21 protein-coding genes and 1 pseudogene are annotated in these 26,116 nt (G+C 74.6%); 16 read left to right on the forward strand and 6 right to left on the reverse strand.

Annotated features, from left to right (window positions below; all coding sequences use genetic code 11):
* Positions 1–64 precede the first annotated feature (64 nt).
* Positions 65–490: a CBS domain-containing protein gene (locus ACLQ2V_RS25455; RefSeq protein ID WP_425721098.1), complete on the reverse strand. Its 426-nt coding sequence runs from the start codon at positions 488–490 to the stop codon at positions 65–67.
* A gap of 59 nt (positions 491–549) precedes the next feature.
* The gene (locus ACLQ2V_RS25460; RefSeq protein ID WP_425721099.1) at positions 550–2,334 is read right to left on the reverse strand and encodes a proline--tRNA ligase; all 1,785 of its coding nucleotides are present in this window, start codon (positions 2,332–2,334) and stop codon (positions 550–552) included.
* A 183-nt stretch (positions 2,335–2,517) separates the two neighbouring features.
* Here ACLQ2V_RS25460 and ACLQ2V_RS25465 point away from each other — a divergent pair, with 183 nt between their 5' ends.
* From ACLQ2V_RS25465 to ACLQ2V_RS25500, 8 genes and pseudogenes are all read left to right on the forward strand, one after another.
* Positions 2,518–3,285, forward strand: a complete 768-nt coding sequence (locus tag ACLQ2V_RS25465) for an SGNH/GDSL hydrolase family protein (protein ID WP_425721155.1) — start codon at positions 2,518–2,520, stop codon at positions 3,283–3,285.
* A 1-nt stretch (position 3,286) separates the two neighbouring features.
* Entirely contained in the window at positions 3,287–3,733 is a 447-nt protein-coding gene (locus tag ACLQ2V_RS25470; RefSeq protein ID WP_425721100.1) for an imidazolonepropionase-like domain-containing protein, read from the forward strand.
* A gap of 80 nt (positions 3,734–3,813) precedes the next feature.
* A complete protein-coding gene (locus ACLQ2V_RS25475) occupies positions 3,814–5,601 on the forward strand; it encodes an HSP90 family protein (RefSeq protein ID WP_425721101.1) in 1,788 nt (595 codons plus the stop codon).
* Positions 5,602–5,608: 7 nt separating this feature from the next.
* A complete protein-coding gene (locus ACLQ2V_RS25480; RefSeq protein WP_425721102.1) occupies positions 5,609–8,491 on the forward strand; it encodes a hypothetical protein in 2,883 nt (960 codons plus the stop codon).
* Between the two features lie 56 nt (positions 8,492–8,547).
* On the forward strand, positions 8,548–9,168 hold the full coding sequence (locus tag ACLQ2V_RS25485) for a TetR/AcrR family transcriptional regulator (protein ID WP_425721103.1): 621 nt from the start codon (positions 8,548–8,550) through the stop codon (positions 9,166–9,168).
* A 104-nt stretch (positions 9,169–9,272) separates the two neighbouring features.
* Positions 9,273–9,371: pseudogene (locus ACLQ2V_RS25490) on the forward strand (XRE family transcriptional regulator); the annotation flags it as partial.
* Positions 9,362–9,553: a DUF397 domain-containing protein gene (locus ACLQ2V_RS25495; RefSeq protein WP_425721104.1), complete on the forward strand. Its 192-nt coding sequence runs from the start codon at positions 9,362–9,364 to the stop codon at positions 9,551–9,553. The pseudogene ACLQ2V_RS25490 and the gene ACLQ2V_RS25495, both read left to right, overlap by 10 nt.
* Before the next feature lie 401 nt (positions 9,554–9,954).
* Complete coding sequence (locus tag ACLQ2V_RS25500) at positions 9,955–11,322, forward strand: acetyl-CoA carboxylase biotin carboxylase subunit (protein ID WP_425721105.1); 1,368 nt, start codon at positions 9,955–9,957, stop codon at positions 11,320–11,322.
* A 54-nt stretch (positions 11,323–11,376) separates the two neighbouring features.
* Here ACLQ2V_RS25500 and ACLQ2V_RS25505 read toward each other — a convergent pair whose 3' ends face one another.
* Both ACLQ2V_RS25505 and ACLQ2V_RS25510 read right to left on the reverse strand, forming a co-directional pair.
* A complete protein-coding gene (locus tag ACLQ2V_RS25505; protein WP_425721106.1) occupies positions 11,377–11,514 on the reverse strand; it encodes a hypothetical protein in 138 nt (45 codons plus the stop codon).
* Positions 11,515–11,520: 6 nt separating this feature from the next.
* A complete protein-coding gene (locus ACLQ2V_RS25510; protein ID WP_425721107.1) occupies positions 11,521–12,135 on the reverse strand; it encodes a hypothetical protein in 615 nt (204 codons plus the stop codon).
* A 1,016-nt stretch (positions 12,136–13,151) separates the two neighbouring features.
* On the opposite strand from ACLQ2V_RS25510, the gene ACLQ2V_RS25515 reads away from it, so the two are divergent.
* From ACLQ2V_RS25515 to ACLQ2V_RS25530, 4 genes are all read left to right on the forward strand, one after another.
* Positions 13,152–14,054: a hydroxymethylglutaryl-CoA lyase gene (locus ACLQ2V_RS25515; RefSeq protein ID WP_425721156.1), complete on the forward strand. Its 903-nt coding sequence runs from the start codon at positions 13,152–13,154 to the stop codon at positions 14,052–14,054.
* Positions 14,055–14,245: 191 nt separating this feature from the next.
* A complete protein-coding gene (locus ACLQ2V_RS25520; RefSeq protein WP_425721108.1) occupies positions 14,246–15,778 on the forward strand; it encodes an acyl-CoA carboxylase subunit beta in 1,533 nt (510 codons plus the stop codon).
* A 93-nt stretch (positions 15,779–15,871) separates the two neighbouring features.
* Positions 15,872–17,026, forward strand: coding sequence for an acyl-CoA dehydrogenase family protein (locus tag ACLQ2V_RS25525; RefSeq protein ID WP_425721109.1), 1,155 nt, complete (start codon positions 15,872–15,874; stop codon positions 17,024–17,026).
* A 66-nt stretch (positions 17,027–17,092) separates the two neighbouring features.
* Positions 17,093–19,813: an ATP-binding protein gene (locus ACLQ2V_RS25530; RefSeq protein ID WP_425721110.1), complete on the forward strand. Its 2,721-nt coding sequence runs from the start codon at positions 17,093–17,095 to the stop codon at positions 19,811–19,813.
* Positions 19,814–20,025: 212 nt separating this feature from the next.
* On the opposite strand, the gene ACLQ2V_RS25535 is transcribed toward ACLQ2V_RS25530, so the two are convergent.
* Positions 20,026–20,511 carry a MarR family winged helix-turn-helix transcriptional regulator gene (locus tag ACLQ2V_RS25535; protein ID WP_425721111.1) on the reverse strand — a complete coding sequence of 162 codons (486 nt, stop codon included), beginning with the start codon at positions 20,509–20,511 and terminating at the stop codon, positions 20,026–20,028.
* Between the two features lie 103 nt (positions 20,512–20,614).
* On the opposite strand from ACLQ2V_RS25535, the gene ACLQ2V_RS25540 reads away from it, so the two are divergent.
* Both ACLQ2V_RS25540 and ACLQ2V_RS25545 read left to right on the forward strand, forming a co-directional pair.
* A complete protein-coding gene (locus ACLQ2V_RS25540; protein ID WP_425721112.1) occupies positions 20,615–21,196 on the forward strand; it encodes a YceI family protein in 582 nt (193 codons plus the stop codon).
* 366 nt (positions 21,197–21,562) lie between these two features.
* Complete coding sequence (locus ACLQ2V_RS25545; protein WP_425721113.1) at positions 21,563–23,041, forward strand: glutamate--cysteine ligase; 1,479 nt, start codon at positions 21,563–21,565, stop codon at positions 23,039–23,041.
* A gap of 7 nt (positions 23,042–23,048) precedes the next feature.
* On the opposite strand, the gene ACLQ2V_RS25550 is transcribed toward ACLQ2V_RS25545, so the two are convergent.
* Positions 23,049–24,470 (reverse strand): hypothetical protein, encoded by a 1,422-nt coding sequence (locus ACLQ2V_RS25550; RefSeq protein WP_425721114.1) that lies wholly within the window; start codon positions 24,468–24,470, stop codon positions 23,049–23,051.
* A 109-nt stretch (positions 24,471–24,579) separates the two neighbouring features.
* On the opposite strand from ACLQ2V_RS25550, the gene ACLQ2V_RS25555 reads away from it, so the two are divergent.
* A complete protein-coding gene (locus ACLQ2V_RS25555) occupies positions 24,580–25,287 on the forward strand; it encodes a PASTA domain-containing protein (RefSeq protein WP_425721115.1) in 708 nt (235 codons plus the stop codon).
* A 98-nt stretch (positions 25,288–25,385) separates the two neighbouring features.
* Positions 25,386–26,087 (forward strand): PASTA domain-containing protein, encoded by a 702-nt coding sequence (locus tag ACLQ2V_RS25560; RefSeq protein WP_425721116.1) that lies wholly within the window; start codon positions 25,386–25,388, stop codon positions 26,085–26,087.
* The last annotated feature ends 29 nt before the right edge of the window (positions 26,088–26,116 follow it).

A 26,116-nucleotide genomic window follows, 5' to 3' on the forward strand; every position in this document is an offset into this window, starting at 1 on the left:
GGTTACCGCCGTCCGGGCGACCCCGCCGTCGGCGCGGAGGCGCGCGGACGGCGGGGTCGGCTCGTCAGGCCGTCGGGGCTTGCTCGCTGATGTCGCTGAGGGCCGAGTTGGGGTCGAGCTGCATGGCCAGGTCGCCGAGGGAGACGATGCCGACGAGCTTGCGATCGCTGTCACAGACGAGGACGCGGCGGATGCCGCGCTCCCGCATCAGCGCCGCCGCCTCACCGGCGGTGGAGTGCTGCTCGATCATCACCACCTCACGGGTGATGATCGAGCCGATGGTGGTGGTGGCCGGATCGCTGCGCTCCGCCACCGCGCGGACCACGATGTCGCGGTCGGTCAACATGCCGGCGAGGCTGGCCCCGTCGGTGACCACCACGTCGCCGATGTCCGCTTCCTTCATCACCCTCGCCGCCTCGTCCAGCGTGGTGTCCGTGGACAGGTAGACGACCTGCTTGGTCATCACGTCGCTGACGCGGTAACCGGTCATGAGAAGCCTCCGAATGCATAACCGTGCCGATTGGTAACTGGTACCCTGTGCGGCGTTCGCTACACCCTTTCTGTGAGCATGCCCGCTTCCGCTCCCTGCGACGTCTCGTCGACCAGCCGGTCGACCACCTCGTCCACCGGCAGCTCGACCCGCTCGCCGGTGGCCCGGTCGCGCAGCTCGACGTATCCGTCGGCGAGGCGGCGGCCGACCACGACGGCGCGGGGAATGCCGATCAGCTCCGCGTCGGTGAACTTCACCCCCGCCGAGACGTGCGTGCGGTCGTCGACCAGCACCCGCAGGCCGGCGGCGGCGAGGCGTCCGCCGAGGTCGAGGGCCGCGTCGAGCTGCGGCCCCTTCCCCGCCGCCACCAGGTGTACGTCGCACGGCGCGACCGCCGCCGGCCAGACCAGGCCCCGGTCGTCGTGGTGCTGCTCGGCGATCGCGGCGACCGCCCGGGACACCCCGATGCCGTAGCAGCCCATGGTGGGGCGCACCGGCTTGCCGGCCGGGCCGAGCACGTCGACGGCGAAGGCGTCGGTGTAGCGGCGACCGAGCTGGAAGATGTGCCCGATCTCGATGCCGCGCCGCATGGTCACCGTGCCGTCGGCGCAGGCCGGGCAGGGGTCACCGGGGCGCACCTCGGCCGCCTCGATCGTGCCGTCCGGGGTGAAGTCCCGGCCGCAGACCACGTCGGTGGCGTGCCGGCCCGGCTCGTTCGCCCCGGTCAGCCAGGCGGTGCCGACGGCCACCCGGGGGTCGACCAGGTACCGGATGCCCAGCTTGGCCAGGACCTGCGGGCCGATATACCCGCGCACCAGCTCCGGGTGCGCGGCGAGGTCGTCGAAGACCGCCACGCCGGCCGGGGCGAGCGCCGCCCCGACCCGCTTCAGGTCCACCTCGCGGTCGCCCGGCAGCCCGATCACCAGCGGCTCGGCGGTCTCCGTGCCCGGCCGGCGGACGGCCAGCACCACGTTCTTCAGGGTGTCGGCGGCGGTCCAGTCGGCGCGGTCGGCGAGCCGGCGGGCGTTGGCCAGCTCCACCAGGGCGGCGATGGTCGGCGTCTCCGGGGTGTCGTGCACCACCGACGGCGGCTGCGCCGACGGGTCGCCGGCGGGCGGGGCCGGGGTGACGACCGCCTCGGTGTTCGCCGCGTAGTCGCAGGCGGTGCAGCCGACGAAGGTGTCCTCGCCGACCGCCGTGTCGGCCAGGAACTCCTCCGACGCCGACCCGCCCATCGCCCCGGACACGGCGTGCACCACCGCGTAGTCCAGCCCCAACCGGTCGAAGATCCGCCGGTACGCGGCGCGGTGCCGCTGGTACGCCTCGACCAGGCCCGCGTCGTCCAGGTCGAACGAGTACGCGTCCTTCATCAGGAACTCGCGGCCCCGCAGCAGCCCGGCGCGGGGGCGGGCCTCGTCGCGGAACTTCGTCTGCACCTGGAAGAGCGTCACCGGGAAGTCCCGGTACGAGGTGAAGACCTCCTTCACCAGCAGCGCGGCCATCTCCTCGTGGGTCGGGGCCAGCAGGTGCTCGGCGCCCTTGCGGTCGGCCAGGGTGAAGATGTCGTCGCCGTACTCGGTCCACCGGCCGCTGGTGCGGTAGGGCTCGGCCGGCAGCAGCGCCGGGAAGTGCACCTCCTGGTCGCCGATCGCGGCCATCTCCTGCCGGACGATCTCGGTGACCCGGTCGAGCACCAGCTTGCCCAGCGGCAGCCAGGTGTAGCCGCCCGGTGCGGCGCGGCGGACGTAGCCCGCGCGCAGCAGGAGCCGGTGGCTCGGCACCTCCGCGTCCGCCGGATCCTCGCGCAGGGTCCGGAGCAGCAGGGTCGACATGCGCAGCAACATCAGCGCAGCGTACGACGCACGGACCGGCGCAGCGACGAGGTTTTCCCGGCCCGCCGGGCGATGAACTCCCTCACGTTGCCGCCGTCGCGCCGGTGTGACCCGGTCGTTCGGTGCCAGACTGACGGAGGTCAAGAAGGGACCCGCGTCGATCGGGTGCCCTTCCTTCACATCGGGGAGGGCGCGGTGCGCTGGCGCAGTTTCGTGGCGGTGGGTGACAGCTTCACCGAGGGCATGGACGACGCCTATCCCGACGGGACGTACCGGGGCTGGGCGGACCTGGTGGCCACCCGGCTGGCCGCCGAGGCCGGCCCGGACTTCCGCTACGCGAACCTGGCCATCCGGGGTCGGCTCTTCCCCAACGTGGCGGCCGAGCAGGTGCCGGCGGCACTGGCGATGAAGCCCGACCTGATCAGCTTCGCGGCCGGCGGCAACGACGTGCTGCGCCGCACCTTCGACCCGGAGGCCCTGGTGGCCCGCTTCGACGACGTGGTGGGCCGGTTGCGCTCCGGCGGCGCGGACGTGGTGCTGTTCCGGTTCGCCGACGTGATGGCCCGGCTGCCCGGCCAACGCCTCGTCGCCCCCCGGGTCAAGCTGCTCAACCAGACCGTCGGCGACACCGCGCAGCGGCACGGCGCGATCCTCGTCGACCTCTACTCCGACGACGCCTACCTCAACCCGATGCTCTGGAGCACCGACCGGCTGCACATGTCGGCGGCCGGGCACCGGCGGGTGGCCGCGCAGGTGCTGACCGCGCTCGGGGTCGGCTGCGAGGAGGACTGGCTGCTGGTGCCGCCGCACCCCGCGCCGACGCCGTGGCTGGCCGCCCGCGCCGCCGACGTGCGCTGGGTCGGCCAGCACCTCGCCCCGTGGGTCAAGCGCCGGCTGACCGGCCGGTCGTCGGGGGACACGGTCAGCGCGAAGCGGCCCCTGCTCGGCCCGGTCACGGACTGACATGCTCACCCTGCACACCGCGCCGCTGCTGCGGGCCACCCTCGACGAGCCGCCGACGCCCGGCCGGGCCGTCCTGGTGGCCGGCGACCGGATCGAGGCCGTCGCGCCGGCCGAGGAGCTGCTGGCCGCGTACCCGGGGGTGCGGGTGCGGCGGTGGGCCGGGACGCTCGGGCCGGCGCTGGTGCACGACGGGCCGCTGCCGGCCGCGCCCACCCCGCGCGAGCGGGTGCACGCCCTGTTCCGGGCGGGGGCGGCGGTGGTCCCGGCCGGGGCGCTCGAAGACGTCGAGCTGCGGGCGGCGGCCGGCCGCAGCGGCGTCCGGGTCCTCGATCCGGTACGCCCGCCGGCGCTGGTCGTGGGCGGCCGGGCCGACCTGGCCGTCTTCGCCGCCGACGGCAGTTGCCTCGCCACGATCCTCGCCGGTCGACTCGTGCACCGCCGCGCCTGACCGCACTGCGCAACAGGGGGCAGCCGGGCGACCGGGCGCCCCGGTACGGTGAGCGCCGGCATCGGACCGGGGAGCGCAGCGTGGACCGCACCTTCCAGGTCGACCTCCGAGGCGTGGTCGACCTGCTCAGTCACCATCTGTACGGCAGCCCACGGGTCTACGTGCGCGAGCTGATGCAAAATGCGGTGGACGCGATCACCGCCCGCCGCGCCACCGAGCCGGACGCCCCGGCGCTGGTCCGGATCCTGCCCCCGGAGCTGACCGGCGACGGCACGCTGCGGGTCGACGACACCGGCATCGGCCTGACCGAGGCGCAGGTGCACGAGCTGCTGGCCACCATCGGCCGCAGCTCCAAACGGGACGAGCTGGGCTTCTCCCGGCACGAGTTCCTCGGCCAGTTCGGCATCGGCCTGCTCTCCTGCTTCGTGGTCGCCGACGAGATCCGGGTGGTCACCCGGCATGCCGACCAGCCGACGGTGCTCTGGACCGGCTACGCCGACGGCCGCTACGCCGTGGCGGTCGCCCCCGCCGGCCGGCAGCGCCCCGAGCCGGGGACCACGGTGACGCTGGTGCCGCGCCGCGACGCCGGCCAGTGGTTCGACACCGCCACGGTCACCGACCTGGCCCGCCGCTTCGGCTCGCTGCTGCCGGTCACCGTCCGGGTCGGCGACGTCGTCACCACCGTCGGCGAGCCGCCCTGGCCGACCGCCCCGGGGATGCCCGCCGACCGCCCGGCCCTGCTCGGGTACGCCCGGCGGCTCCTCGGCGTCGACCCGTTCGACGTGGTGCCGCTGTCGGTGCCGGAGGCGGGGCTGACCGGGGTCGCGTTCATCCTGTCCGCCCCGGTGAACCCGGCCGCCCGCGCCGGCCACCGGGTCTACCTGAAGCGGATGCTGCTCACCGAGCACGCCGACGCGCTGCTGCCCGACTGGGCGTTCTTCGCCCACTGCGTGGTGGACGCCGCCGAGCTGCGCCCCACCGCCAGCCGCGAGGCGCTCTACGAGGACACCCTGCTCGCCACCACCCGCGACGCCCTGGGCGAGCAGGTGCGCGGCTGGCTGGTCCGGTTGGCCCGGCACGACCCGCGCCGGCTCGGCGAGTTCCTCCAGGTGCACCACCTCGGGGTCAAGGCGTTGGCCCTGCACGACGACGAGATGCTGCGGCTGGTCGACCAGTGGTGGCCGATGGAGACCAACGTCGGCACCCTCACCCTGGCGGAGTTCCGCCAACGTCACGGCCTGCTCCGCTACGCCGCCGGCCTGGACGAGTTCCGTCAGCTCGCCGCCGTCGCCGCCGCGCAGGACCTGGCCGTGGTCAACGCCGGCTACACCTACGACAGCGAGCTGATCGAGCGGCTGCCGTCGGTGGACCGGTCGGTGCTCATCGAACGGCTGGAGCCCAGCGACCTGACCACCCGCTTCGACGCGGTCGACGCGCGGGTGGAGCTGACCCTGCGGCCGTTCCTCGCCGGGGCGCAGCGGGCCCTGGAACGGCTCGGCTGCGAGGTGGTGATCCGGGCGTACGACCCGGTGTCGTTGCCCGCGCTCTACCTGGTCAGCCGGTCGGCGGCGTTCAACGACCAGCTCGCCGCGACCCGGGACAAGGCCGACGAGTTGTGGGGCGGGGTGCTCGACGCGCTCGCCGCCTCCGCCCCGCCGGACCGCCCGCAGCTCGTGCTCAACCACCGCAACCCGCTGGTCCGCAGGATCACCACCCTGGACGACCCGGAGCTGGTGCGGCTCGCCGTCGAGGCGCTGTACGGGCAGGCCCTGCTGCTGGGCCACCATCCCATCCGCGCGGCCGACGCCGCGCTGCTGAACAGTTCCTTCCTCGGCCTGCTGGGCCGGGCCGTACCGGGACGGGAGTGAGACCGCGATGAGCGAGGGCGACCTGTGGCGGATGCTGCGCGAAAGCACCGCGCTGCCGTACGGGGCCGGGCGGACGGCCGCGGTGGAGCAGATCATGCGCCGGGCCGACGCCGGCGACGACCGGCGCCTGGCGTTCGCCGTGCGGATGGAGGCCACCACCGCGTACGTCTCCGGCGGTGAGCCGGCCAAGTCGCTGGTCACCTTCTCCTGGTGCCTGGCCGAGTTCGACCGGGACCCGCAGCCCTACCACCAAGGCTTCGCCCACCTGCTGCTGTGGCACTTCAAGTACATGGTCAACGCCATGCTGCGCTTCCCCGAGCTGCCGCTGGACCGCACCCTGGCGGTGCTCGACGACATGCAACGCCGATACACCGAGGGCGGGCACAGCCTCCAGGCCGTCTACAAGCACCGTTACCTGGTCGCCGACCACGTGGGCGACGCCGAGGCCGCCGAGCGGTGGCACCGGGAGTGGCTGACCGCCCCGCGCGACGACCTCTCCGACTGCGCCGGCTGCGACCCGACCACCCAGGTCGCGTACCTGGCCCAGGTGGGCCGGTACGGCGAGGCGGTGGCGTTGGCGGAGCCGGTCCTCGCCGGCCGGCTGGCCTGCACCGAGCAGCCGCAGGCCATCCTCACCGCGCTGCTCGTGCCCTACCTGCGCACCGGGCGCCTCGATGCGGCCCGCGACGCGCACCGGGAGGCGTACCGGCGGCAGCGGGACCGGCTGGCCGATCTGTGGGACATCGCCGATCACGTCGAGTTCTGCACCCTGACCGGCAACGACGCCCGCGCGCTGGAGATCGTCGAGCGGCACCTGGACTGGCTGGACCGGGCGCCCACCCAGGCCGCCGCGATGCACTTCGCGGCCACCGCCGCCGCCGCGTTGCGGCGGGCGGCCGGGGGTGGCGGGGTCACCCTGCACCGGCGGGCGACCGGGGACCGGCCGGCGGGCGAGGTGTCGGCCGCCGCGCTCGCCACCGAGCTGACCGCCACGGCGACGGAGCTGGCCGCCCGCTTCGACGCCCGCAACGGCACCGCGCACCAGTCGACGTTGATCGCCCGCCGGTTGGCCGCCGAGCCGGTCGGGGAACACCTGCCGCTCTCGGCGAGCCTGCGCCGCCGCCCGGCCGGCCCGGCGGGTTCCGCCGGTTCGGTTGGCTCGGTCGGTTCGGCCGGGTCGGGTCGGCCGGCGGCGACCCCGGAGGTGGAGACGCCCGTCCCTGCCGGGGCCACCGCCGAGGAACTGCTCGACCTGGCCGACGAGTGCCTGCGCACCCACCGCCGGGCGGGGTTCGTCGCCGCGCTGGCCGCCTACGACGAGCGGTTCGCCGACGCCGAGCCCCCGCCACCGGTGGTGGCCCGTCGGTTGGAGCTGCGCGCGGGCGAGCTGGGCGACGCCGAGGGCCCCTTGGCGGTACGGGACGCGACCCGGGCGGCGCTGACCGCGTACCGGGAACTGGGCGACCAGGTCCGGGCGCAGGTGGTCGCCGGACGGTTGGGGGTGCTGCTCTGCCTGACCGGGGAGGGCGAGGAGGGGCTGGCGCTGGCCCGGGAGTCCGACGACTTCCTCGCCGCCCACGGCGACGCCCGACAGCGGGCCGCCGCCCACGACCGGCTCGGGTTGGCGCTGGCGCACCTCGGGCGCTGGGACGAGGCCCTCGCCGCCGCCGACCGGGCCGCCGCCGAGCCGCACGACGACCCGTGGCTGGCCGCCCGGGTGGCGTTGCACCGGGCGCACGCCGTGGAGGAGCTGGACCGGCCGGAGGAGTTCCGGGCGGCGGCCGACGAGGCCCGCCGGCTGGCCCGGGACGTCGGCGTCGGCGAGTTGGTCACCGCCGCCGCCCTGGCCTGCGCCCGCGCGGTGGAGGCACCGGCCGAGCAGGTGGCGGCCTGCGACGAGGCGTTGCGCGCCGCGCCGCCGGAGGCCCGCCTGCCGGTGCGGGTGTTCCGGGCCCGAGCGCTGCTGGCCGCGCGCCGGGCGGCCGAGGCGGTGGACGACTTCGTCGAGGCGGTCACCCTCTGCGTCGAGCAGGGGGCGGAGGGCGATGCCTTCCTGCGCTGGGAGTTGGCGAGCGCGTACCGGGCCGCCGGGCGGCCGGCGGAGGCCGCCGAGGTCGCCGAGGAGGCGGTGCTGGGGTTGGACCGGCTCGGCGCGCAGGCCGAGGCGGACGGGTGCCGGCACCTGCTGGCCGGGATCTACGTCGACCTGGGCGAGCTGGACCCGGCGCTGGCCCTGCTCGAACAGTTGGCCCACAACCTGGACGGGCCGGACAACCTGCCGCACCGGGCGCAGATGCTGGAGGAGGCCGGTGGCCTGCTCTACGACGCCGACCGGGATGCACTCGCCGCACAGCGGTTCGCCGAGGCCGCCACGGCGTACCGGCTGGCCGGGGCGGCGGTCGACGAGCTGCGCGCCCGTCGCCGGGAGGCCGAGTCGCTGCTCTGGGCGGGCGACGTGCCGGCGGCGGAGCGCGGGGTCGAGCTCTGCGACGGCCTGGCCGTCGCGCTGACCGGGCAGCCGGAGCAGCCGCCGGCGGTGACGTACGAGGTGGCGCTGGTCGCCGAGGTCGCCGGCCTGGTGTTGAACGGGGCGGGCCGGCCGGACGAGGCGTTGGAGCGGCTGGCCGGGGTGCCGGCGCGACTGCGGTCGATCGAGGCGTTCGGTGAGGCGGCGCGCGTGGAACTGCTCGTCGGCGAGACGCTGAGCCGGGCCGGCCGCCCCGTTGAGGCCGAGCCGCTGCTGCGCGAGGTGCTGGGCGGCATGCCGCAGGGCTCCCGGTCGGCCCTGCGGGCCGCCTGGCTGCTGGCCGGAACGCTCGACGAACTGGGCCGCCCGGACGAGGCGGCGGCGATCCGCGCGGAGCACGGGCTGAACGACGACGAAAACTGACCGATCCGCCGGAACCGGAGCGATGCGCCCCCCAACACCGGGTTTACGCTAACCCGGTGACGGTGGGACAGCAGACACGCGGAGCGGCGGGTGGCGCGACGGGGTCGGGCCGACGGCGTTCCCGGCGGGACGAGATCCTGGAGATCGCGGTCGGCCTCTTCGCCACCCGGGGTTACCACGTATCGATGGACGACATCGGCGCGGCGGCGGGCGTCACCGGCCCGGCGCTCTACCACCACTTCGCCGGCAAGGAGGCGATGCTGGCCGCAGCGCTCATCCCGGTCAGCGAGGGGCTGCTCGAGGGCGGGCGGGAACGCGCCGCCGCCCACCCGGAGGACCCGCGCGGCACCCTGGAGTCGCTGATCGACTTCCACGTCGAGTTCGCGCTGGCCAACCCGGCGGTGATCGCCCTGCACCTGCACGAGCTGGACCGGCTGCCGGACGAGCCGCGCCGCACCATCCGCCGGCTCCAGCGGCTCTACGTCGAACAGTGGGTGACCGTGCTGACGGCACTGCACCCGGGCCTGCCCGCCGGTGAGGCACGGGTGTTGGCGCACGCCGCGTTCGGCCTGATGAACTCGACCCCGTTCCTCGGCGGCGAGGTGGACCGGCAGCGCCGGGCCGCCCTGCTGCGCGCCGCCACGCTGGCCGCCCTGCTGGCCGAGACGGACGCCTGACCCCGGTTGCCGGGTGGGCACCGGCGCGTCGTCGGTGAGCGGAAGGAACCACAGGAAGCGCTTGACGATCTCCGGAGGCGTCGGGCCGCCGGGCCGGCCGCGAAGCTACGCTCGAGCGGCGGTGGGAGCGCATCCGAGGCGAGGCCCTGCCTCGGTCGCAGTCCCTGGGCCTTCTGGGGGAGGCGGCGGCATCATGGACCTGACTGGCGCGCAGTGGCGCAAGAGCACCAAGAGCGGCGGCAACGGCGGCGACTGTGTCGAGGTCGCCGGCAACCTGCCCGGTGTTGTCCTCGTCCGCGACACGAAGGACCGTTCCGGCGGGATGCTCTCCTTCTCGCCGGCCGCCTGGCGCGGCTTCGTCGCCCTGGCGCAGAGCGTCGGCTGACGCCGCTCAACGTTTGGCCCCTTCGAGCACAGGCCCTCGCATACGTCGGGGGCCTGTGCCATGTCCGAGCGCAAGGGCCAGGCGTGTCGCCCGGCTGTGGTCCCCGGTCGGCCCGGGAGCGGCGGGGCCGTGGGCGCGGCGGTCGGTGTCGTGTCGCGGCGCCTATGGAGCTGAGTCGTTTACGTCATCAGGGCCCGGGCGGGTTGCCGCTGTCGCCCTACCCGGTGCCCGTCGGGCCGTCCGCTGGAGGCCGCCGATCGCGGCGGACGTGGCTGATGTCGTATCCGAGAGCGGGATCTGCCCGGCCGGCGAAGCGCTCGACTCGTGGGGAGCGGGTCGGTCATGGTTTCCTTTCCTCGTCCCACCTTCTGGACGCCGGATGCTGGACGCTGGAGGAGAACATGATCGAGTCGCTGCTGGTCGCCAACCGGGGCGAGATCGCCCGCCGGATCATCCGCACCGCGAAGCGGCTCGGGATCCGTACGATCGCGGTGCACTCGGAGGCCGACGGCGACCTGCCGTTCGTGGCCGAGGCCGACGAGGCGGTCTGCGTGGGCCCGGCCGACCCGGCGCAGAGCTACCGCAACGTCGAGGCGATCCTCGCCGCCGCGAAGTCGACCGGCGCGCAGGCGATCCACCCCGGTTACGGCTTCCTGTCGGAGAACGCCGAGTTCGCCCGTACCGTGTCGGCCAGCGGGCTGGTGTGGGTCGGGCCCGACGCGGACGCGATCGCCGCGATGGGCGACAAGATCAATGCTCGGAACCTGATGGCGGCGGCCGGGGTGCCGGTCGCGCCCGGGACCACCGAGCCGGCGGCCGACCTGGACGCGGCCGTGGTCGCCGCCGCCGAGATCGGCTACCCGGTGATGGTCAAGGCGGCGGCCGGCGGCGGCGGGATGGGCATGGGCGTGGCGACCGACGAGGCCGGGCTGCGCAGCGAGTACGACAAGGTGCGCGCCTTCGCCGAGCGGATGTTCGGCGACGGGTCGGTGCTGATCGAGCGGTACTTCCCCCGGGTGCGGCACGTCGAGGTGCAGATCCTGGGCCTGGCCGACGGCCGGGTGGTAGCGCTCGGCGAGCGGGAGTGCTCAGTGCAGCGGCGCAACCAGAAGCTGGTCGAGGAGTCCCCGTCCCCGGCGGTCTCGCCGGAGCTGCGCGAGCGGCTGCTCGCCGCGGCCGTGCGCGCCGGGGAGGCGGTCGGCTACCGCAACGCCGGCACCGTCGAGTGCCTGCTGGTCCCGCGTGAGCGGAACACCGAAGGCGCGGCCCCCGGCGCCGAGGAGTTCTACTTCCTGGAGATGAACACCCGGCTCCAGGTCGAACACCCGGTCACCGAGTACGTCTACGGCGTCGACCTGGTCGAGGAGCAGCTGCGGGTGGCCTCCGGGCTGGCCCCGACGTTCGACCCGGACGCGCTCGCCCCGCGCGGGCACGCCATCGAGCTGCGGATCAACGCGGAGGACCCGAAGCGGTTCCTGCCCGGCCCCGGCGTGATCAGCACCTGGAACGAGCCCACCGGCGACGGCGTGCGGGTCGACTCCGGTTACGTCGCCGGAAACACCGTGCCTCGGTACTACGACAGCCTCATGGCCAAGCTCATCGTCAGCGGCGACGACCGGGCGGAGGCCCTGGAGCGGGCCCGCGCGGCGGTGGCGGCGTTCGAGATCGGCGGCCCGAAGTGCAACCTGCCGTTCTTCGCCGAACTGCTGGAGAACGCCGAGTTCCGCTCCGGCGACTACGACACCGGCATCGTCGGCCGGATGCGCTGACCGCTGCGGGCTGCCCGGGCCTTGCGGCCCGGACGGCTCAGCGATGGGCCCCGCTCAGCGGCGGACCCTGCCGTGGCGCTCGGCGACCCAGAAGTCGCGGCCCCGCTCGGTGACGAGGACGAGGAACGTGAGGGCCGCTCCTCCGGCGTAGACGTACACCCCCGGACGTGGGCACCGGGTTCCCGTGGGCACGGCGCGTCAGCGTCGCCGGGCACCGTCGGGGGCGTACGGAAGCGGGTCGACCTGGTGGTGGACGGAAAGCGGACCTGCTGGCCGTGACGTGGCCCAGACCTGATCGAGCCGGGTGGCCCGTCGCCGACCAGCCGGGGCGTGGTTGGTCGGCGACGGCCCGGCGGGGAGGTACTGGGCCGCGGACGTGCCAGCGGGGAAGCGCCCCGGGTTGCAGCCCTTGCGCGGGGAGCCTTCCCGGGCCGCGTCGTGCAGCCGCTTGAAGCGACCGAGCGTTGCCTCACGCTCGGACTCCGGGACGACGTACCGCACGATCATCTCCACCGTCTGCCACGGAGGGCCCTTCAACTCGGGGGCGAAGTGCCGGGAGAGCTTCTTGCGCCAGACGTCGCGATCGCGGCCGGGTCGGCCCTGGCAGATCCGCTCGGCCAGCCTGCTCCAGGTGTTGACCGGGCCGATCTCCGGGCAGTCCTCGATGACGGCGCGCACCGCCAGCGCGTACGCGGAGACCGCCGGGGACCGCCAGCGCTCGTCGTACGCGGCGGCGAGCCGTTCGGGCGGGAGGAGCCGGTGCCGCACATGCGGCTCCCCGCCGAAGGTCGGCGTGTTGTTCTGGGGGGTCATGTCGGTCCTTCCAAGAGCTACATGACGCGGTAACTCGTAGTTGTACCCCCTTTGATCAATGGCACGACCAAATTTGCCGCCCCTCGCGGTTTGTTTTGGCCGGGTGGGGGCCGTCCGGGTAGGACGGTTTGTGCGTGGTGCCCGAGTCCCGGCGCATTGCGCTGTCACCACTGAGTTCTGGATGCGCCGCCCGCACCGTCTACTTTGGCCTGCCACCGGCCTGCGGCACCCGGCCAAAACCCCGCGCCGCCACTACCACCGCCTCGTTGTTTCTCTCGCGTGACCGATGCGGCTGCGATCTGTGGGCGGGCTCGCTATCGGGATGCGCGAATTTTGCCGATGGAAATCCCATCGGTGCAACGTGCAACTAAGGGTGGAGAAATGACGCGAGGAAGAACGACTGGCCCGGCGGGCCAACCGGCCCGCCGTCGTCGGTCAGCCGGGCGGCTCCGGTGGTTGTCGGTGGCTGCGGAGGGCGCGGGGGCGGTGGCTCTGGTCATGAGCCGAGAGGACGCCGTCGCGTGCGCCGGCGCCCTCTCGGCCGCGCTCCGGAGTGCTGCTGAGCTCTTGGAAGGACCGTCGCAGCCCTGATCCCCGGAGGCGGGTGGTGAGGGGGACGGCCGGCCAGCCGGCCTCCTCACCGCCCCGGTCACCGTGGTGAGCCGGAGCATGCCAAACCTAACTATCCGAGCCGCCGGCCATCGATGCGGCGGGAACGAATTTGGCCGTCCGCTCTCCCGTTTCGGCGAACGAGCCTTCGGTACCGGCCGGACGGGCTACCCCGGCGGGCGGCTGACGGACCCTGTGTCCGGCCTGCCGGCGATCGATGCCGCTATGCGCTCGCCTTGCGTAGTGCCCGGCCGCTGGGTGGGCAGTCTGGCGGTCGGCGCCGGCCTTCTGGTTCCCTGGGGGGACCACCGGCCGGCCGGTGTCGACCGCCGGTCGCCTGCACTCCAGGCGGCCCGGCGCGACGGTGCCCGGCGACCCGACGTCCCATTGAGGTGAGCATGAGCCAGATGCCAGTGGCGGTCTCGATCCGTGAGGTCGGGCCGCGCGACGGGCTGCAGAACGAGGAGCCCATCCCGACCGACGCCAAGGTGCGGCTGATCGACGCGCTCTCCCGCACCGGGGTACGCCGGATCGAGGCGGTGTCGTTCGTGCACCCGAAGGCGATCCCGCAGATGGCCGACGCGGACGAGGTGTGGCGGCGGGCCGCCCGGGTCGACGGGGTGCGCTACTCGGCGCTGGTGCCGAACGTCCGGGGCGCGCAGCGGGCCCTGGCGGCCGGCTTCACCGAGGTCGAGGTGGTGGTCTCGGCCAGTGACACGCACAACCGGCGCAACGTCAACCGCTCCACCGAGCAGTCCCTGGACGACATCGCGGAGCTGATCGACCTGCTGCACGGCGCGGGGGCGACCGCCGAGGTGATCGTGGCGACCAGCTTCGGCTGCCCGTACGAGGGGGACGTGGACCCCGGGCGGGTCGCCGGCATCGTCGACCGGGTGGCCCGCGACGGCGCGGACCGGGTGGCGTTCGGCGACACCACCGGCATGGGCACGCCGCGCCGGGTGCGCGAGCTGCTGACCGCCGTACGCGACCGCAACGCGCAGCTGCCGGTGCTGCTGCACTTCCACAACACCCGGGGCACGGCGCTGGCGAACCTGCTGACCGCGCTGGAGCTCGGGGTCACCGAGTTCGACGCCAGCGTGGGCGGTCTCGGCGGCTGCCCGTACGCGCCGGGGGCCAGCGGCAACCTGGCCACCGAGGAGGCGGTGCACATGCTGCACGACATGGGCATCGACACCGGCATCGACCTCGACGCGCTGATCGAGGCGGCCGAGTTGGCCGAGGAGCTGCTGGGCAAGAAGCTCCCCTCGGGCGTCCTCCGCGCCGGCCCCCGCACCCGCCTGGCGCGCTGACCGCCCCGAGCCTGGCGCGCTGACCGCCCCGAGCCTGGCGCGCTGACCGCCCCGAGCCTCGTCGGGGTGCGGGGCCGGCGGCGGTTCGGATCCCCGGAGCGCGCCTCGATGCGTTAGCCTAACGATCGTTTAGGTCGGTCGGCGAGTTCGCAGGGTGGCCGGCGCTGGTGGCGGCAGTTGGGGGAGTCGGCGTGACGTTCGACGGTGAGGCACTGGAGCAGCTGCGCAAGCGCGCCCGGGCCGGCGGCGCGGACAAGTACCATGCGGCGAACGCCGCGAAGGGCAAGCTCTTCGCCCGCGAGCGGGTGGCGCTCCTGGTCGACGAGGGCTCCTTCGTCGAGGACGGCCTCTACGCCAACGCCATGGCCGAGGGCCTGCCCGCCGACGGCGTGGTCACCGGCACCGCCACCATCGACGGCCGGCCGGTCTGCCTGATGGCCAACGACTCCACGGTCAAGGCCGGGAGCTGGGGCGCGCGGACCGTCGAGAAGATCATCCGAATCATCGAGCGGGCCTACTCGACCGCGGTGCCGATGGTCTACCTGGTCGACTCGGCCGGCGCCCGGATCACCGACCAGGTCGACCTCTTCCCCGGTCGACGCGGCGCCGGGAAGATCTTCTGGAACCAGGTCCGGGCCTCCGGCTCCATCCCGCAGGTCTGCGCGCTCTTCGGGCCGAGCGCGGCCGGTGGGGCGTACATCCCGGCGTTCTGCGACGTGGTGGCGATGGTCGAGGGCAACGCCAGCATGTACCTCGGCTCCGACCGGATGGTCGAGATGGTCACCGGGGAGAAGACCACGCTGGAGGCGATGGGCGGGGCGCGGGTGCACTGCGCCGAGTCCGGCGTCGGGCACTTCCTCTGCAAGACCGAGGCCGACGCGCTGGACGTGGTCCGCCGCTACCTGTCGTACCTCCCGGCGAACTGGACCCAGCCGCCGCCCGCCGCGCAGGCCGTGCCCGCACCGGCGAAGGCCGACCTGGCCGCGCTCGTGCCGGCCAGCGAGCGGCAGGCGTTCGACATGCGCCGGTACGTCAAGGGCCTGCTCGACGAGGGCTCGTTCTTCGAGATCCAGGCGCTCTGGGCGCGGGAGCTGACCATCGGCTTCGGCCGGCTCGACGGCGAGGTCGTGGGCGTGGTCGCCAACAACTCGATGTTCAAGGGCGGGGTGCTCTTCGTCGACTCGGCCGACAAGGCGACCCGCTTCGTGCAGCTCTGCGACGCGTTCAACGTGCCGCTGCTCTTCCTCTCCGACGTGCCCGGGTTCATGGTCGGCAGCGTGGTGGAGAAGCAGGGCATCATCCGGCACGGCGCCAAGATGATCACCGCGATCTCCGAGGTGACCGTGCCGAAGATCTGCGTGGTGGTCCGCAAGGCGTACGGCGCGGGTCTCTACGCGATGGCCGGCCCCGGCTTCGAACCGGACGCCACGATCGCCCTGCCCACCGCGAAGATCGCGGTGATGGGGGCGGAGGCCGCCGTCAACGCCGTCTACGCCAACAAGATCGCGGCGATCGGCGACGAGGCCGAGCGGGCGGCCTTCGTCGCCGCGAAGCGCGCGGAGTACGAGCAGGACATCGACGTGCTGCGGCTGGCCAGCGAGCTGGTGGTCGACGCGATCGTCGAGCCGCCCGAGCTGCGCGCCGAGCTGGTCCGGCGCTTCGCCGCCGCCCGCACCAAGGACCGGCACTTCTCCCGCCGCCGCCACGGCGTCACCCCGGTCTGAGCGCCGTCGGGCACCCCCGGGCACTCAGCAGGCCCCACCCCCACCCGTCGGCGTCACGAGCGCCCGGCGGCGGACCCGCACAGGAGGAAACCGATGGACTTCCGGCTCACCGAGGAGCAAGAGGCGCTGCGGGAGAGCGTCCGGGAATTCGCCCGCGAGCAGGTCGCGCCGGTGATCGCCGAACACTACGAGAAGCACACCTTCCCGTACGAGGTGGTCCGGCAGATGGGCAAGATGGGGCTGTTCGGGCTGCCCTTCCCGGAGGAGCACGGCGGCATGGGCGGCGACTACTTCGCGCTCTGCCTGGCCCTGGAGGAACTGGCCCGGGTGGACTCCAGCGTGGCGATCACCCTGGAGGCGGCGATCTCCCTCGGCGCCATGCCGATCTTCCGCTTCGGCACCCCGGAGCAGCGGGCGCGGTGGCTGCCGAGGCTGGTCAGCGGCGAGGCGCTGGCCGCCTTCGGCCTGACCGAGCCGGGCACCGGCTCGGACGCCGGCGGCACCCAGACCCGGGCGGTCCTGGACCCGGCCACCGACGAGTGGGTGATCAACGGCTCAAAGGCGTTCATCACCAACTCGGGCACCGACATCACCGCACTGGTGACGGTCACCGCGGTCACCGGCACCCGGCCGGACGGGTCGAAGGAGCTCTCCACGATCATCGTCCCGTCCGGCACGCCGGGCTTCTCCGTCGCGCCCGGCTACTCCAAGGTCGGCTGGAACGCCTCGGACACCCACGAGCTGACCTTCGACGACTGCCGGGTCCCGGCGGCCAACCTGCTCGGCGAGCGCGGCCGGGGGTACGCCCAGTTCCTGCGCATCCTCGACGAGGGCCGCATCGCCATCGCCGCCCTGGCCGTGGGCCTCGCCCAGGGCTGCGTCGACGAGTCCATGGCCTACGCCCGCCAGCGCCAGGCGTTCGGCCAGCCGATCGGCAACTACCAGGCGATCCAGTTCAAGATCGCCGACATGGAGCTGAAGGCGCACACCGCCCGCCTCGCCTACTACGACGCGGCGGCCCGGATGCTCGCCGGCGAGCCGTTCAAGCGGCAGGCGGCGATCGCCAAGCTGCACGCCAGCACGGTCGCGGTCGACAACGCCCGGGAGGCGACCCAGATCCACGGTGGCTACGGCTTCATGAACGAGTACCCGGTGGCCCGGTTCTGGCGCGACTCGAAGATCCTGGAGATCGGCGAGGGCACCAGCGAGGTCCAGCGCATGATCATCGCCCGCGACCTGGGTCTCTGACCGGTTTCGTCGGCAGGACGACGTTTGGGTGCCGGTCGTCGCACCCGATCCGTACCCTTCCTGCCCATGGCTGCCGCTCATGATCGCTCGCCGGACGCGGGCGGTCGTACCGGACTGTCCGAACTGCTGCGCGCGCATCGGCGCGCGGCCGGCCTCACCCAGGCCGAGCTGGCGTCCCGGGCGGGCGTCGGCGTGCGGACGGTCCGTGACCTGGAACGGGGTCGCTCCGCGCGCCCGCAGCGGACCACCGTCGAGCTGCTGGCCGCCGCGCTCGGCCTCGCCGGCCCGGCGCGGGCGGAGTTCGCCGCCGCCGCCCGGGGCGCGACCCCACCCCGGGCGGCGGCCGGGGCCCCGCCGACCCAGCCCTGCCCCGCGCCGACGGGCGGCCCCGCCCCGGCCGGCGGCGGGCCGTCGCCGGTCCCCCACTGCGCCGGTACGCCGATCGCGCTCCCGCCCCCGGGCGAGCTGATCGGCCGGGAGCGGGACGTGGCCGAGCTGGTCGACCTGCTCACCGCCGACCACGGCCCGCCGGTGGTCAGCCTGGTCGGGCTGGCCGGGGTGGGCAAGACGGCGCTGGCCCTGGCGGTGGCCCACGCGGTCGCGGGTCGGGCGCCGGGCGGCGTGGCCGGGGTGCTCGCCGGGGAGGGCTCGGACGCCGCCGACGTGCTCTCGGCGGTGACCGCCGTCTTCGGCGGCGCCCGCCCGGCGGATCTGGCCCTCCGGCTCGCCGGTCGCCCGGCGCTGCTGCTGATCGACGCGGTGGAGCGGGCGCCGGACCCGGTGGCCGAGGCGCTGCACCGGCTCGCCCGTGCGGTGCCGACGCTGCGGGTGCTGGTGACCGGTCGGCATCCGGTCGGGGTGAGCGGCGAGCGGGTCTGGCCGGTGCCGCCGCTGGAGGTGCCCCCGCCCGAGCTCGACCCGGCCGAGCCGGACGTGCTGGCCGGCTACCCGGCGGTGGCGCTCTTCACCGCGCGCCTGGCGCGGGTCCGGCGGGAGCCGCCGGACCCGGCCGAGCTGCCGGCGCTGGCCGCGTTGGCCCGCCGGCTGGGCGGGCTGCCCCTGGCCATCGAGCTGATGGCCGCCCGGGGGCGCATCCTGGACCTCAACGAGCTGCTCGACCGGTACGGCGACCGCGTCCTCGACCTCGCCGCCGCGCCGACCTCGCCGCCGGGCTGGGCGGCCACCGACCCGGGCGGCGCGGCCTCGTCCTCCGGGGACACGGCGTGCTCCGGCGGGGCGGCGGCGGGGGGCGGGCCGCCGGTCACCCTGCGCGACGCGGTGGCGGCCAGCTACCGCCTGCTCGCTCCGCAGGAGCGGACGGCGCTGCGTCGGCTCTCGATGTTCCGCAACCGCTGGTCGGTGGAGCTGGCCGAGGAGATGCTGGCCGACGACGCCGACCCGGAGGGCACCGTGTCGGTCGACCCGGTGCCGCTGCTGGACCGGCTCCTCCAGCTCGGCCTGCTCAGCGTCCGGGGGGCCGGGCCGTTCCGGTTCCGGCTGCTCGACGCGGTCCGGGAGTTCGCCGCCGAGCAGGTCATCGGCGCCGGCGAGCTGAGCGCCGTACGTCGGCGGCACGCCGAGGTCTTCGCCCGCCTGGTGGCCCGCACCGGCGCCGAGCTGGCCGGTCCCCAGCTCACCTCGGCGGTACGCCGGCTGGACGAGGCGAGCAGCGACATCGCGACCGCGCTGACCCATGCGGCGGTCGACGAACCGGTCACCGCGCTGCGGCTGGCCGCCGGGCTGACCCGGTGGTGGCGGTTCCGGGGCCGCGAGGTCATCGGGCGGCAGTGGTTGCGCCGGCTGCTGGTCGATCCGCGTACCGCGCAGGCCGATCCGACGCTGCGCGCGTGGGCGGCGCTCGGAGCGGCCCGGCTGGCCGCCGAGCAGGGCGCGGCGGAGCAGGAGCTGCCGGCGGCGCGGGCGGCCTGGGCGCTGTTCCACCGCACGGGCGACGTGACGGGTGAGCTGGAGGCGCGGGTGGTGCTCGGAGGGCTGCTCATCGCGACCGACGCGTACGACGAGGCGCGGGAGCAGGCGCTCGCCGTCCTCGCCCTGGCCACCCGCCACGCCCGGACCCGGGACATGGCGGTGGCGCAGAACAGTCTCGCCTGGCACGAGACCCGGCTGGGCGATCTGGCCGGGGCCCGGCGTCGGCTGGCCACGATGGACCGGCTGGCCGCGCAGTGCGACGACCGGCGGCTGCGGGTGCTCGCGCGGGCGAACCTGGCCGAGGTCACCCGGTTGCAGGGCCGTTACGCCGAGGCGGTGGCGCAGGGCCGCCGGGTGCTGGCCGGGTTGGCCGAGATCGGCGATCCGGGGCACCGGAGGCGGGCCCTCGGCACCGTCGGGCTGGCACTGGCCCAGGACGGGCGTCCGGACGAGGCGGCCGAGGTGCTGATCGCCCTGCGCTCCTGCGCGGCCGGGGACGCGACCCTCCGGCCGGGGCCGACCGAGCGTGGGACGGACCTGGGCTGCGATCCGGCCGGTGGCCGGCACGCGGGGGCCCGGTGTGACGATGCGGGCTGCGCCCTGATCGAGGCGAACATCGCCCTGTGTCGGGGTGACCGGGACCTGGCGGCGGTGTGGTTCGCCGCCGCCGCCGAGGCGGGCGCGGCCGAGCGGGACCGGCGGGACGTGGTGGAGGCCCTGGTCGGGTTGGCGGCGAGCACGGACGATTCGAGCGTGCTGGACCGGATCGACCGGGTCTGTCGGGAGGGCGGCGTCAGCCTGCTGCCCCGGGAGGCCGCGCGGTTGGCGACCCTGCGGGTCGACGCGACGCGGGGGTGACGCGGGGAGGCGGCGCGAGCGAAGTAGCCCCCTGGTGTTATCCCTCGCACCTCGCTCGCGCCAGCACCCCCCGGTGCGCCCCCGTGGATGAGCACAGTAGCCACTTCTGATGGGGGATTCCGTCCGTTAGGCCCGAATGGCCATCTCGCTCGACGGATTCTGCCGGTCTTTCTGCCGGTAGTGCCGTCGGCACCCGGTCGGTCGGCGTGCGGCTAGTGCGGGGGCGGGGTGGTGCTGCCCGCCGTCGCCCCCGGGTGAGTCGCGTCCCGGATCCGCCGGAGGCCGTCGAGGAGGGCGTGCAGCGCCGCCGGCTCCAGTTGGCCGGTGAACCACTGCTCGATGATGCCGAGGTGACCGGGGAGGACCTCGTCGAGCCGGGTCAGGCCGGTCGTGGTGACCACGGCGTACGAGCTGCGCCGGTCCGACGGGCAGGCCCGGCGGCAGACCAGACCGTCGCGTTCCATCCGGTCCACCACCCGGGTCACGCCGCTGGTCGAGAGCGAGGTCTGCGCGGCCAGGTCGGTCATCCTGAGCTGGTTGCCGGGTGAGCGGGCGAGCCGGGTCAGCACGTCGAACTCGACCGGGGAGAGGCCGTGCTCCTCGAACTGTGCGGCGAACCGGGCGGTCAACCCGGCGTGCGCCTCGATGAGCAGGCCGACGGCGGTGATCCGGGGGTCGTCGAACATGTTCTGGTCCACGGACCCAGCCTAACAGTGTTTGACAAGAGGAATATTGCTGTAGCTATAGTTGCTTCACCAGCCATTCGGTTCCTAACAAAATTTCCCCCCTGGAGGCAGCACCATGACCAGCAGCACCGGATCGGTCACCCGCGAGTGGGCCGGCCTCACGATCCCCGCAGCCGGCACCTACCTGCTCGACACCGCCCACAAGCGGGTCGGCTTCGTCGCCCGGCACATGATGGTCAGCAAGGTCCGTGGTGAGTTCACCGACGCGACCGCCACGCTGACGATCGCGGAGGACCCGCTGCAGTCCTCGGTCGTCGCCACCATCCAGGCCGCCAGCATCAACACCGCCCAGGCCGACCGGGACGCCCACCTGCGCAGCCCCGAGTTCCTGGACGTCGAGGGCTTCCCCACGCTGGAATACCGCAGCACCGGCGTGAAGTCCCACGACGGCAACGAGTTCGTCCTCTCCGGCGAGCTGACCATCAAGGGCGTGACCCGCCCGGTGGAGCTGGAGGTCGAGTTCGAGGGCGCCGGCCGCAGCCCCTTCGGCCAGGACATCTTCGGCTTCTCCGCCAGCACCGAGATCGACCGCGAGGACTTCGGCCTGACCTGGAACGTGGCCCTGGAGACCGGGGGCGTGCTGGTCGGCAAGAAGATCAAGATCGAGATCGAGGGCGAGGCCGTCCGCCAGGCCTGATCTCCGGCCGGCAGAGCCGCTCACCGTCGTACGGAAACCCCACCGGCCCGCGTCGCACCAGTCGGCGCGGGCCGGTGGTCGGCACCGGCACCGCCGCGCGCTCATCGGCGACGACACCGCGAGCGCAACCCGCCCGGCGAGAGCGTGCGATTTGTCACGGGCGGGCGGCGCTCGTGAGCGGTGGCCGGCGGGCCCACCTGGGTAGGTATCCCGCGGAAGCGCGTCCCGGTCCCGGTCCCGGTCGTTCGTCGCGGTGATCGCCCGGCGTCGGCCTCTGGCCCGGCGCGGCGGGCGCTCCTACCGTGGAAGGTTCACCACGCGCGGCAGGGCGGCACCGCCCCGTCGCGCCTCGCGCCGGGAGGACACATGGGCAGGGACGTCGAGCAGGGCGCCTTCTCCCGAGACGACAGGGTCCGCTACCGGCAGAAGGTCCGGCGCTGCCTCGACGTCTTCGCGTTGATGCTGGACGACTTCGGTTTCGACGCCGACCGGCCGATGACCGGGCTGGAGATCGAGCTGAACCTGGTGGACGCGGCGGCCGAGCCCGCGATGCGCAACGAGCAGATCCTCGCCGACATCGACGATCCGCTCTTCCAGACCGAGTTGGCGCAGTTCAACCTCGAGTTGAACGCCAAGCCCCGGCTGATCGAGGGCAGCGGCTTCGCGGACTACGAGCACGACCTGCGCGCCAGCCTGGCCCACGCCGACGAGCAGGCGGCGGCCTCCGACGCCCGGATCGTCATGGTCGGCATCCTGCCCACGCTCACCGAGCGACACCTGGTGGCCGAGAACCTCTCCACCGCCGTGCGCTACCAGGTGCTCAACGACCAGATCGTCAACGCCCGGGGCGAGGACATCGAGCTGGACATCAGCGGCGTCGAGCGGTTGCGCACCCACACCGACTCGATCGCCCCGGAGGCTGCCTGCACCAGCCTCCAGTTCCACCTCCAGGTCGCCCCGGACAGCTTCGCCGACTACTGGAACGCCTCCCAGGCCATCGCCGGGGTCCAGGTGGCGCTCGGGGCCAACTCCCCCTTCCTGTACGGCCGCCACCTCTGGGCCGAGACCCGGATCGCCCTCTTCGAGCAGGCCACCGACACCCGCCCCGACGAGCTCAAGGCCCAGGGCGTACGGCCGCGGGTCTGGTTCGGGGAGCGCTGGATCACCTCGATCTTCGATCTCTTCGAGGAGAACGTCCGCTACTTCCCGCCGCTGCTGCCGATCTGCGAGGACGAGGACCCGGTCGAGGTGCTGCACTCCGGCGGCGTTCCCGAGCTGGCGGAGCTCCGGCTGCACAACGGCACCGTCTACCGCTGGAACCGCCCGGTCTACGACATCACCGACGGCCGACCGCACCTGCGGGTCGAGAACCGGGTGCTGCCGGCCGGCCCGACCGTGGTCGACATGCTGGCCAACGCCGCCTTCTACTTCGGGCTGGCCCGAGGGCTGGCCGAGGCCGACCGGCCGATCTGGAGCCAGCTCACCTTCAGTTCGGCGGAGGAGAACTTCCACACCGCCGCCCGGCGTGGCCTGGACGCCGTGCTGCACTGGCCCGGCCTCGGGGACGTGCCGGTGACCCGGCTGGTCCTCGACACCCTGCTGCCGACGGCGGCGAGCGGCCTGGACCGCTTCGGCGTCGCACCCGCCGAGCGGGACCGGCTGCTCGGCATCATCGAGCAGCGCTGCCGCACCGGGCGCAACGGCGCGGCGTGGCAGACCGAGACCGTCTGGGCGGCCGAACGGCACCGGGGCCTGGACCGCCCCGCTGCCCTGCACCACATGGTGCAGCGCTACGCCACGCTTCAGCGCAGCAACGAGCCGGTGCACACCTGGCCGGTCGACTGATCCGAGATCACCGGGCGCGCCGTCCGGCGCGGGGCTTCGGCGTCGTCGCCGGCCGGCGCTCGGCGGCCACCGAGCTTCCGCCCTCGGGCAGGTCTTCGGCCCCGCCGGGCTCGGCGGTGACCCCGGCCCCGCCGGGCTCGGCGACTGCCGCGCCGCCGGGCCCGCTGGTGCCGGCCTCGGTCGTGCCGGCCTGGGTCGTGCCGGCCTCGGTCGTGCCGGGCTCGGCCGTGCCGGCCTTGGTCGTGCCGGCCTCGGTCGTGCCGGCCTGGCTGGCGTCGGGCTGGCTGGCGGTGGGCCGGTGCGGGGCGTCGTCGCTCTCGCCACCGCGTTGCCGGGGGATCGCCGCCTGCGCCCCGACCCCGAGGGCCGGGGTCTGCGGCGCGGGCCCGGTGCGCCGGGCCGTCGCGCGCTGGGCCAGCGCGGCGGTCAGCATCGACCCGGCGAGGCCGGCCACCACCGCGTACGGCGCGACGAGGTGCGCCGACACCTGCGCCCTGCCGATGTCGGCGAGGCCGGGCGTGGCCAGCAGGTAGGCCAGCGCGACGAGCAGCGGGCCGGCCGCGCCCGAGGCCGCCGCCCCGAGCCGGTGTTGCGGGGACCGGGCGGCGCGGCGTGCGGCCAGTGCCCCGATCAGCAGGGCCGAGGCGAGCGCCAGGAGCGCCCCCGGCCAGTAGAACCAGTCCTGGAGCCAAAAGCCGGAGCGATCCCCGCTGAGCTGCCAGATGCCGAGCTGTGCGGTGGTCAACCCACGCCCGGAGAGCACCCCGTCCACCACGGCGACCACGGCGAGCAGCCAGAGCCAGCCGATGGTGGCGATCACGTTGGCCGCCGCTGCCGGTGAACGCAGCACCCACCCGGCCATCAGCACCCCGATCAGCACACCCACGCCCGCGTACGCGGCGGCCACCGCCTGCGGGGTGGAGACGTCCGGCACGGCCGCCATCCGGGCCGGCACGGCCACCAGCAGCACGGTGACCAGTGCGCCGAGGCCACCGGCGAGCGCCAACGCCGCCGAGGCGAATCCGCGGTCCCCGCCCCGACCGGGGCCGGCGTGGGCCGGCGAGGGCCCGTCACCACCGGTGGTGGCGGCGACGGTGGCCGGGCCGGCGGGGCGCGGGTCGGTCGGCTGCGGGTCGGCCGGTTGCGGGTTGGCCGGGTGCGGGTCGGCGGGCGAGGGCTCCCCGTCGTCGGCGGTATGCCGGTGCCGCAGGTATCGGGCGCTTGCCGCGCCCGCGATCGTCGAGGTACCAGCGATCCAGGTGGCCCAGGCGAGGCTGGCCACCCAGGCGGTCTGGTCGCCGGCGGCGGCGTCCGTCGCCGCCCAGTTGATGATGCCCAGCCCGTAGCCGAAGCCGAGCTGGGCCGCGCCCGTGCCGGCAGCCACGCCGACCGCCGTGGCGATCGATCCTCCCCAGCGCCGTCCGGCCATGCGGGGCAGCGTAACGCCCCGAGCTCACCCCGGCGAGTCGTGGCGACGAGCCGCTTGGAAGGGCTTGGCCCGGCCCGGTACCGTCGCCGGTGATGAGGTGGTGGGCGCGATGACGGACGAAGACAGCGCTGGGCGGACGTACGCCGAGGAGCCCGGCCGGGACGCCGGCGCGGGGCGGCGGTCCAGGTTGATCGGCGGCGGCCTCGCCCTCGCGCTCCTCGCGGTCGTCGGCACGGTCGGCGGTTGGCTGCTGGCCGGCAGGGAGGGCTCCCCACCGCCGCCCCCGTCGGCGGCCAGCTCCGCCGCTTCCCCCACCCCCGCTGCCACCGAGGCCACCCCGAGCCCGCCCCCGACGACCCGGCCCGCCACCCGGACCAGCGCACCCGCCTCGGCCACCGGCCTGACCGTCCCGCCCGTGGTGGGCTCCGACTTCGAGGACGCCCGGGACGAGTTGCGGGACCGCCGCCTCGGTTGGCGGCTGGTCTTCGGCACCGGGTTGGGCCGGGACGTGCTGAGCGCCGACCCGCCCGTCGGGACGGCCGTCAAGCGGGGTACCACCGTCGCGCTCTACGTCGCCGGGCCGGCACCCCGGGTCAGCGTCCCGGACCTGCTCGGCGACGACTGCTCGGACGCGGCCGACGACCTGGTCGACGAGGGCCTGTACCCGCGCTACCGCACCGGGCGGACCGGCACGGTCACCGCCCAGGACCCGGCACCTGACAGCCCGGCGTACTGGAACGGCGAGGTCTCCCTGACCTGCGGAAACGAGTCGGAAGAGCCGGAAGAGCCGGACGTGGAGCCGACGCCGACCTCCTGACCGCGGCTCGCCGCGCTGATCCCGGCCGATCTCGGCGGGAGCGGTTAGCGTGGACGGCGAGGGCCTGGCGGCCCGCCCCGGTGGGGAGAGGACGTGCGATGAGCGACGACCGGCAGGGCCTGCCCCCCGACGGCGCGGACGACGCCGACGACCGCACCCGTCCCCTGCCCCGCCCGCCGGACCGGACCCGGCCGTTGCCCGGTGCCGGGGAGACCGCCCAGCAGCCGGCCGCGCCGCCGGTCTGGTCCGGGCGGGCCGGGGTCCCGCCGCCGCGCCCGGCGAACTACCGCGACCCGGCCAGCGACGACTGGTACGCCGAGGAGCAGCGCGGTCGGCCCTGGTGGCTGCCGATCCTGCTCGGCATCCTGGCGCTGCTGCTGCTCGGTGTGATCGGAGCCGGTGTCTGGTTGGCCCTGTCGGCCGACGACGACTCCGGCCCGGAGCCCACTCCCTCGGCGCCGGCCAGCACCGCCCCGGCGACGACCGGGGCGCCGACGACCGGCGGGCCGTCCACCACCCCACCGCCGAGCACCGCCGCCTCGGTGCCGATGCCGCCCGTGGTCGGGCTGCCCCGGGCGGTGGCCGTGCGGGTCCTGGGCCAGGCCGGCATCGGGTACCGGATCGAGAGCCGGGAGTCCGATCGGCCACCCGGCACGGTGCTCGACACCGATCCCGGCCCCGGCGAGCCGGTCGCCGCCGGGCAGGAGGTCACCCTGGTGGTCGCGGTGGCACCGACGAGCACGCCCGGCGCGGTGACGCCGACGCCGACGCCGACGCCGACGGTCACCCCGACGCCCTGACCGCACCCGCCACGCCGGCCGGCAGGTGG

It is taken from the genome of Micromonospora sp. DT233, from assembly GCF_049841815.1.
In the GTDB taxonomy this organism is placed as follows: domain Bacteria; phylum Actinomycetota; class Actinomycetes; order Mycobacteriales; family Micromonosporaceae; genus Micromonospora.